11 protein-coding genes and 1 pseudogene are annotated in these 7,230 nt (G+C 64.9%); 11 read left to right on the forward strand and 1 reads right to left on the reverse strand.

Going from position 1 to position 7,230, the window contains the following annotated elements; genetic code table 11:
• From JWQ89_RS12145 to zapE, 11 genes and pseudogenes are all read left to right on the forward strand, one after another.
• Positions 1–186, forward strand: a pseudogene (locus tag JWQ89_RS12145) (succinate dehydrogenase, cytochrome b556 subunit); the annotation flags it as partial.
• 7 nt (positions 187–193) lie between these two features.
• On the forward strand, positions 194–574 hold the full coding sequence (gene sdhD / locus JWQ89_RS12150; protein WP_299641351.1) for a succinate dehydrogenase, hydrophobic membrane anchor protein: 381 nt from the start codon (positions 194–196) through the stop codon (positions 572–574).
• Between the two features lie 6 nt (positions 575–580).
• Complete coding sequence (sdhA, locus tag JWQ89_RS12155; protein ID WP_299641352.1) at positions 581–2,398, forward strand: succinate dehydrogenase flavoprotein subunit; 1,818 nt, start codon at positions 581–583, stop codon at positions 2,396–2,398.
• A gap of 28 nt (positions 2,399–2,426) precedes the next feature.
• On the forward strand, positions 2,427–2,657 hold the full coding sequence (locus JWQ89_RS12160) for a hypothetical protein (protein ID WP_299641353.1): 231 nt from the start codon (positions 2,427–2,429) through the stop codon (positions 2,655–2,657).
• Positions 2,654–3,067 carry a type II toxin-antitoxin system VapC family toxin gene (locus JWQ89_RS12165; protein WP_299641354.1) on the forward strand — a complete coding sequence of 138 codons (414 nt, stop codon included), beginning with the start codon at positions 2,654–2,656 and terminating at the stop codon, positions 3,065–3,067. The genes JWQ89_RS12160 and JWQ89_RS12165 overlap by 4 nt, the downstream gene beginning before the upstream one ends.
• A complete protein-coding gene (locus JWQ89_RS12170; RefSeq protein WP_299641355.1) occupies positions 3,064–3,489 on the forward strand; it encodes a DUF3052 domain-containing protein in 426 nt (141 codons plus the stop codon). The genes JWQ89_RS12165 and JWQ89_RS12170 overlap by 4 nt, the downstream gene beginning before the upstream one ends.
• Before the next feature lie 17 nt (positions 3,490–3,506).
• Positions 3,507–3,797 (forward strand): hypothetical protein, encoded by a 291-nt coding sequence (locus JWQ89_RS12175; RefSeq protein WP_299641357.1) that lies wholly within the window; start codon positions 3,507–3,509, stop codon positions 3,795–3,797.
• 7 nt (positions 3,798–3,804) lie between these two features.
• Complete coding sequence (locus JWQ89_RS12180) at positions 3,805–4,587, forward strand: succinate dehydrogenase iron-sulfur subunit (protein WP_299641359.1); 783 nt, start codon at positions 3,805–3,807, stop codon at positions 4,585–4,587.
• Positions 4,580–4,813 (forward strand): hypothetical protein, encoded by a 234-nt coding sequence (locus JWQ89_RS12185; RefSeq protein ID WP_299641361.1) that lies wholly within the window; start codon positions 4,580–4,582, stop codon positions 4,811–4,813. The genes JWQ89_RS12180 and JWQ89_RS12185 overlap by 8 nt, the downstream gene beginning before the upstream one ends.
• 322 nt (positions 4,814–5,135) lie before the next feature.
• Positions 5,136–5,729 carry an AprI/Inh family metalloprotease inhibitor gene (locus JWQ89_RS12190; RefSeq protein ID WP_299641364.1) on the forward strand — a complete coding sequence of 198 codons (594 nt, stop codon included), beginning with the start codon at positions 5,136–5,138 and terminating at the stop codon, positions 5,727–5,729.
• A gap of 58 nt (positions 5,730–5,787) precedes the next feature.
• Positions 5,788–6,930 (forward strand): cell division protein ZapE, encoded by a 1,143-nt coding sequence (gene zapE, locus JWQ89_RS12195; RefSeq protein WP_299641366.1) that lies wholly within the window; start codon positions 5,788–5,790, stop codon positions 6,928–6,930.
• Here zapE and JWQ89_RS12200 read toward each other — a convergent pair.
• Positions 6,927–7,230, reverse strand: a 304-nt coding sequence (locus JWQ89_RS12200) for a PIN domain-containing protein (RefSeq protein WP_299641368.1), incomplete at its 5' end; no start/stop codon positions are given. The two genes, zapE and JWQ89_RS12200, sit on opposite strands and share 4 nt — an antisense overlap.

A 7,230-nucleotide genomic window follows, 5' to 3' on the forward strand; every position in this document is an offset into this window, starting at 1 on the left:
GGGCAATTGGTGCTGTTCGGCTATACCTGGGTATTGTTCCACCACATGCTAGGGGGCTTGCGCCACTTCGTGTGGGACAGCGTCAACGGGTTCGAGCCCGGTGTGCGCGAAAGGTTGGCCTGGGCCAATATCATCTTGTCGGTCATTCTCACGCTCCTGGCGTGGGCGATTTTCGTGTGGTTCTGAGGCGATCATGGACAGCAAGACCATTTCCAATCCGCATAATCATTATGGCGACCCCAAGGCGGCGACGCGCCATTTCATCGTCCAGCGCCTGAGCGGGGCTTTCAACGTCCTGTTCATGCTGTTCCTCATCTGGGTGGTGACGCGGCTGGCTGGGGCCGAGCGCGCCGAGATGGTGGCGGTCGTCGGCCAGCCGGTGGTGGCGATCATCCTCGGGCTGTTGATCATCAATGTCTGCCTCCACATGCGCATCGGCATGACCGAGGTGATCGACGATTATGTCCACGATGCACGCCTTCACAGCCTGTCGATGCTGCTGAACAATTTCTTTGCCGTGGCCGTGGCGCTGCTCACGGTTGCCGCCCTTCTAAAACTGGCCTTTGGAGGCTGAGCCCTTATGGCTGTCACCGGTACATATAATATCATCGACCATGAATTCGACGTCGTCGTCGTCGGAGCCGGGGGCGCGGGCCTGCGCGCCACGCTCGGCATGGCCGAGCAGGGATTCAACACCGCCTGCATCACCAAGGTATTTCCGACGCGCAGCCATACCGTGGCGGCGCAGGGCGGCATCGCGGCATCGCTCTCCAACATGGGCCCCGACAGCTGGCAATGGCACATGTACGACACCGTCAAGGGGTCGGACTGGCTGGGCGACATGGACGCCATGGAATATCTGGCGCGCGAAGCGCCCCAGGCGGTCTATGAACTCGAGCATTACGGCGTGCCGTTCTCGCGAACCGAGGACGGGCGGATCTACCAGCGGCCCTTCGGCGGGCACATGACCGAATATGGCGAAGGCCCGCCGGTGCAGCGCACCTGCGCCGCCGCCGACCGCACCGGCCACGCCATCCTGCACACGCTTTACGGCCAGTCGCTCAAGCACAACGCGCAGTTCTTCATCGAATATTTCGCGATCGACCTGATCATGGGCGAGGACGGCTCGTGCCAGGGCGTCATCGCCTGGAAGCTGGATGACGGCACTTTGCACCGTTTCCGCGCCAAGAATACGGTGCTGGCCACGGGCGGCTACGGGCGCTCGTATTTTTCGGCGACTTCGGCCCATACCTGCACCGGCGACGGCAATGGCATGGTGGCGCGCGCCGGGCTGCCGCTGCAGGACATGGAATTCGTGCAGTTCCACCCGACCGGGATTTATGGCGCGGGCGTGCTCATCACCGAGGGCGCGCGCGGCGAGGGCGGGTATCTGACCAATTCGGAGGGCGAGCGCTTCATGGAGCGCTATGCGCCTAACGCCAAGGACCTGGCGTCGCGCGACGTGGTGAGCCGGTGCATGACGATTGAAATCCGCGAGGGGCGGGGGGTGGGGCCGAAGAAGGACCACATCTTCCTCCATCTCGACCATCTCGACCCCAAAGTGCTGCATGAGCGGCTGCCGGGGATCACGGAGAGCGCCAAGATCTTTGCCGGGGTGGATCTGACGCGCGAGCCGATCCCGGTGCTGCCGACGGTGCACTACAACATGGGCGGCATCCCGGCGAACTATCACGGCGAGGTGCTGAACCCGACGGCGGACGATCCGGACCGGATCGTGCCGGGGCTGATGGCGGTGGGGGAAGCCGCCTGCGCGTCGGTGCATGGGGCGAACCGGCTGGGTTCGAACTCATTGACCGATCTGGTAGTGTTCGGGCGGGCGGCGGCGCTAAGGGCCGCGAAGGTGGTAGACCGGCACTCGGCGGTGCGGGGGATCGCCACGGCCGAGGACGAGCGGATTGTTGGTCGCTTAGACCGGCTCAGGAACGCCAATGGCGGCTCGCCGACGGCGCTGGTGCGCGAGAAGATGCAGCGCATCATGCAGGAAGACGCGGCGGTGTTCCGGACTTCCGAGACGCTGAGTTCGGGGGTGCGGCGGATCGGCCAGCTCTATGGGGCGCTGGACGATCTGAAGGTCACCGACCGATCGATGATCTGGAACTCGGACCTGGTGGAAACGCTGGAGCTCGAGAATCTGATGGCCTGCGCGGCAACGACCGTGGTTTCGGCGGAAGCCCGGCACGAGAGCCGCGGGGCGCATGCGCATGAGGATTTCCCCAGCCGGGACGACGTGGAGTGGCGGAAGCACACGCTGAGCTGGATCGACGGGGCGGGGGAGGTGCGGCTGGGCTATCGGCCGGTGCATGTCGACCCGCTGACGCCGGAGAGCGAGGGCGGGATCAGTTTGAAGAAGATCGCGCCGAAGGCGAGGGTGTATTAGGGTCCAGCAGTACTTCGAGGAGGCTCGAATGGGCATTATCGAGAAGGTGGTGGTGAGCGACGAGACGATGCGGCAGTTGGAGCAGGCGGCTCGGCTGCACGGGCTTACCGTTGAGCAGGAAGCTGCTCGCCGCATCGAGACTGTTGCCCAGCGGCCCACTCGCGAGGAACTGCTTGAGCGTTCGCGCGCGTTGCGCGCGTCAATGCCCCCGCAAACCACGGACAGCCTGACGCTACTAAGAGAAGATCGCGACCGGTGATCGTCGTCGACAGCTCAATAGCGCTGCAGTGGGTGCTGCCTGAAGAGGATGCTTCGTACGCCGAAGAACTGCTCGGTAATCCAGACCTCATTGCTCCCGATATTCTGCTGATGGAAGCCGCCAATGTGCTGGCGAAGAAGGTTCGTGCCGGCAACTCAACCATGGATGGCGCGCTCGTCGGCCTGCGGCTGATCCGGGACACGGTATCCCGGCTTGTAAGCTCGGCAGACCTCGCAGCGGAATCGCTGAGGCTTTCTGTAGCACTGGCACATCCCGCCTATGATTGCTGCTTTCTCGCCTGCGCGGTGAACGCCAACGCCGTGCTGGCTACCCGCGATCAGCCCTTCATCGATCGGTTGCGTGCCAGTGGCTACGGTGATCGCCTGCATTCGTGGAGGGGCATGCAATGACCGCGTCCGGGTATTCCGGCACGCCGCTGCCACAGAAGCTTGGCCTGAAAGATGGGCAGCGGGCGATGTTTCTCGGGCTGCCGGGCGAGCTTGCCGAGCTCAGGACCTCGCGCGATTTTGCCGAGGTGCGCGACACACAGTGGGATACGTGGCGCGGGAGCAAGGGCTGGGACTTCATCCACGGGTTCACCGCCTCGCGCGCCGTGCTCGAGGACAATGCGCGGCCGCTGATGGAGGCGATTGCGCGCGATGGCATCATCTGGATTTCGTGGCCGAAGAAGGCGTCGAAGGTGCCGACCGATATCACGGAAGATGTGATCCGGGAGGTGGTGCTGCCGATCGGGTTGGTCGATATCAAGGTGGCGGCGGTTTCCGATGTGTGGTCGGGGTTGAAACTGATGATCCGCAAGGAACTGCGGTGAGGAACGGGGCAGACGCGATGAAGCGGGTTATGGGGGCGCTGGTGGCGCTCGGGATGCTGGCGGGCGGGGCGCAAGCGGCGGCGCCGAGCGAGGCGCAGAAGGCGGATTTCTACAAGACCTGCATGGGGATTGCCGGGGACGACGCGCTCTGCTCGTGCAAGGCAGATGCGGCGATGACGCTGATCGACGGGGACTTCATGGCGATGGTGATCGCCTCGATGAAGGGCAAGGCGCCGCCGGCGGGTGAATATTCGGCGTACAATACCTATGTCGCCAAATCGAACCAGATCTGCAAGCCGAACTACTGAGGTTACGATGGCTGAGCTGACGCTCCCCAAGAATTCGCGGATCATGCCGGGCAAAAGCTGGCCGAAACCGGCAGGCGCGACGCGGCTCAAGGAGTACCGGGTGTACCGCTACGATCCGGATTCGGGCGAGAACCCGCGGCTCGACACCTATTTCGTCGATCTCGACGATTGCGGGCCGATGGTGCTCGACGCGCTGTTGTGGATCAAGAACAAGGTCGACCCGACGCTGACGCTCAGGCGCTCCTGCCGCGAGGGGATTTGCGGGTCGTGCTCGATGAATATCGCGGGGGCGAACACGCTCGCCTGCACCAAGGGCATGGAGGAGATTGCGGGGCACGTGAGCGTCTATCCGCTGCCGCATCTGCCGGTGATCAAGGACCTCGTCCCCGACCTCACCACGTTCTACGACCAGCACCGCTCGATCGAGCCGTGGCTGAAGACGACGACGCCGGCGCCCGAGAAGGAGTGGCTGCAGAGCCGCGACGACCGGGCCAAGCTCGACGGGCTCTACGAATGCATCCTCTGCGCCTGCTGCTCGACCTCGTGCCCATCGTACTGGTGGAACGGGGAGAAGTATCTGGGGCCGGCGGTGCTGCTGCAGGCCTATCGCTGGCTGATAGACAGCCGCGACGAGGCCAGGGAGGAGCGGCTCGACAACCTCGAGGATCCGTTCAAGCTCTATCGCTGCCACACCATCATGAACTGCGCCAAGGTCTGCCCCAAGGGGCTGAACCCGGCCAAGGCGATCGCCGAGATCAAGCAGATGATGGTCAAGCGGGAGTTTGCATAAGCTGTACACGACCGTGGCCGAGATCGAGGATCCGTCCGTCGCCCGCGTGCTGATCGCGGCGCTCAAGGCGCATGGGTTTCATCCCAAGGAGGGCGGCGAGAGCGGGCTGCCGGGCTTGCCGGGGGTGTATGGGCCCAAGGGGATCGCGATCGAATTGCCGGAGGAGGAGGCGGCGGACGGCAAGTTGCTGGCCGGGGCGCTGATTGCGGAGATGACGCGGCGATAGGGGGGACCCCTCGGCTCCTGGGCCTCCCTTCCCTGCGGGAGGGGCTGAGTGTGGTTGCGGCGAATGCTCAACGGACGGAGCGTGGGCCACCCCCACCCTTGATCCCTCCCACAAGGGGGAGGGAGACGACTGAGGCCTCCGCTCGTTGCCAGCTTCCACAGGCACGAGGCGCCGCGACCCTAAACCTGCCACATTAATCCGCGCATAGGGGAATGTGGTGTCGGCGGTTGAACCGCGCGGGCCGTTCACGCTATATCGCGCGGTCAATTCTTGTTAACTATCTGACGGAGCAGGGCCGATGGTGAGTTCGAGGCGCGCGGGCGTGTCCATTGCGGTGGTCGCCGGGTTGGCGCTGGTGCTTTCCGGCTGCGCGTCGAGCGGGGTGACCACCAGCACTGTCGCCTCGACCGAGAACATCACGCCGATCCAGAACACGCCGGTCGCGACATCCGACCTTGGCGCCCTGCCGGGCAGCCGGGTGCAGACCGCTTCGCTGGCGCAACCGACGCCGCTCGATCCCAATTCGACGGGGCAGATCGGCCAGCCGGCGCAGGTGGCGAGCGCGGACGGCTCGTTCGTGACGCTCGACTCGGTGGGGGCGGTGCCGTCGGCGGGACGCGATCTTTCGACCGGGCTGAGCATCGAGAAGCTGCTGGGCGGCTGGACCGTGGTTTCGGGGGAGCAGCAGTGCAAGCTCAACCTCACCTATACGGCGAAAACCGGCACTTCGCGCTATCGCGCCTCGACGCCGGGCTGTGCGCTTACCGGGTTGAGCGTCGTCGCCAGCTGGCAGCTGGTGGGCAACCAGGTACAGCTGTTCGACGAGAACGGCGATATCATCGCCTCGCTGATCGTATCGGGGAACCGCTTCATCGGGACCCTCGCGGGCGGTCAGGGCATCTCGATGGTCGGCTGACGCTGGTGGTAGCGCAGTCGAAGCGCTAGACCGTTACCATCTTGGCTGAGCACGCTCCATGACACGCCCGCGGCGGGGGCCCGCAGGCACACCGGTCACCGACAGGTTGAACGCGCTGACGAGGGGCGGCGCGCTCATTGCCGATCCATTGCAGCTCAAGGCGGCCGCGGCGCTCGATCGGGTGGCGGTGGAGCTTGCGGAGGAGAACGGCTCGCGCGGGTTCCTCGCGGGCTTGTTCGGGGGGGCCGAGCCGGTGCGCGGGGTCTATCTCGTGGGGCAGGTCGGGCGCGGCAAGACCATGCTGATGGACCTGTTCTTCGAGGTGGTGCCGATTGCCGGGAAGCGGCGGGTGCATTTCCATGAGTTCATGGACGAGATGCACCAGGCGATCACCGCATTCCGGCGCTCGGAGCGCGGCAAGTCGGACAATGCCGATCCGGTGGCGGCGGTGGTGAAACCGCTGCTCGAGGATGTGCGGCTGCTCTGCCTCGACGAGTTCCAGGTGCAGGACATCACCAATGCCATGCTGCTGGGGCGGCTGTTCGACCGGCTGTTCGCGGGCGGGGTGACGATCGTTGCGACCTCGAACACCCGGCCGGATAATCTCTACGAGAACGGGCTCAACCGGCAGCTGGTGCTGCCGTTCATCGCGGAATTGAAGAAGCACGCCGAGATCGTCGAGCTCGATGGGCCGACCGATTATCGACGGGGGAAGTTCGAGGGCGAGGCGGTGTACCAGTTCGGGGTGGGCCCCGAGGTGGACGCGGCGATGGACCGGCTGTGGCTGAAGCTCACCGGCGGGGTGGTGGGCGAGCCGGCGGAACTGCTGTCGCTGGGGCGGGTCATCCCGGTGCCGCATGCGGCGATGGGGGCGGCGCGGTTTTCATTCGCCGAGCTCTGCGAGGCGCCGCTCGGGGCGCGGGATTATGTGAAGCTCGGCCACGCCTATGAGACGGTGATAATCGACCACGTGCCGCAGTTCGACCGGCTGCGGACCGATGCGAGCAAACGGTTCATCGTGCTGATCGATACGCTCTACGATCGGGGGGTGAAGCTGGCGGCAAGCTTTGCGGTGCCGCTCGATGAACTCGGCAAGGACGAGCGGACGCGGGCGGAGTTCGCGCGCTGCGTGTCGCGGCTGATCGAGATGCAGTCGGCGGAGTATCTGGAGGCGGCTCATCGGGTGGATGGCGCGGCTTAGTGGGGCAGCTTCACCGTAGGATCGGCGACAGCTATGTCCAAGGGAACAAAGTGCCTGGTGTTGCGGGTTAGCAGCACAAGCTCATGGACCTGAGCGGTGGCCGCGATCAGAATGTCGGCAACACCTGGATGCTTGCCGATGGAGAACGCCCGCGCGGAAAGTCGACCAGCAGCGCGGGCGACTGTCAGATCCAGAGGCAGGATGCGGTCTTCGAAATTCGCGACGACTGCGCCTATCCAGGACTCCAGGGCCCGGGCGCGCTGATGCTCTTCCGTCAGTTCCAGCTTTCCGATGCCCTGA

The sequence above is a fragment of the Devosia sp. genome (genome assembly GCF_028290645.1).
Classification (GTDB): Bacteria; Pseudomonadota; Alphaproteobacteria; order Rhizobiales; family Devosiaceae; genus Devosia_A.

Excerpts from the sequence above, each read along its gene's own strand:
- sdhD (WP_299641351.1), top strand. The coding sequence starts at position 194 with ATGGACAGCAAGACCATTTCCAATCCGCATAATCATTATGGCGACCCC.
- sdhA (WP_299641352.1), top strand. The coding sequence starts at position 581 with ATGGCTGTCACCGGTACATATAATATCATCGACCATGAATTCGACGTC.
- JWQ89_RS12160 (WP_299641353.1), top strand. The coding sequence starts at position 2,427 with ATGGGCATTATCGAGAAGGTGGTGGTGAGCGACGAGACGATGCGGCAG.
- JWQ89_RS12170 (WP_299641355.1), top strand. The coding sequence starts at position 3,064 with ATGACCGCGTCCGGGTATTCCGGCACGCCGCTGCCACAGAAGCTTGGC.
- JWQ89_RS12175 (WP_299641357.1), top strand. The coding sequence starts at position 3,507 with ATGAAGCGGGTTATGGGGGCGCTGGTGGCGCTCGGGATGCTGGCGGGC.
- JWQ89_RS12180 (WP_299641359.1), top strand. The coding sequence starts at position 3,805 with ATGGCTGAGCTGACGCTCCCCAAGAATTCGCGGATCATGCCGGGCAAA.
- zapE (WP_299641366.1), top strand. The coding sequence starts at position 5,788 with ATGACACGCCCGCGGCGGGGGCCCGCAGGCACACCGGTCACCGACAGG.